1 protein-coding gene is annotated in these 289 nt (G+C 48.1%); it reads left to right on the top strand.

Going from position 1 to position 289, the window contains the following annotated elements; genetic code table 11:
• Nucleotides 1–2: 2 nt before the first annotated feature.
• On the top strand, nt 3–289 hold a 287-nt coding region (locus MD536_RS22245), incomplete at its 3' end, for a DUF998 domain-containing protein (protein WP_369075822.1).

Here is a 289-nt window from a genome sequence, read left to right as displayed (position 1 = left end):
ACATCATCGGTGGGACATTACGCCCAGGATACAGTCACATTTCTGAATCAGTCAGTGAATTGCTTTCACCAGGATCGCCCAACAAGAAACTGCTGGACATTCTAAATGTAACCTTCGCCTTGCTCTACTTATTATTTGGCATCGGAGTATTAAATTTTGTGATGACAAGCGAGCATAACGTATTGGTAGGTCGTATCGGGGCAGGATTGATCATTGCTGTTGGGATAGCCAGTCTCGGGAGTGCCATCTTTCCCCAGGACGCTACTGGAGCTCCACGCACATTGCCCGG

This window comes from Flavihumibacter cheonanensis (assembly GCF_022352215.1).
GTDB classification, from domain to species: Bacteria; Bacteroidota; Bacteroidia; order Chitinophagales; family Chitinophagaceae; genus Flavihumibacter; species Flavihumibacter cheonanensis.
The sequence above is the reverse complement of the archived record's forward strand: the minus strand, read 5'-3'. Positions and strand labels throughout refer to the sequence as shown.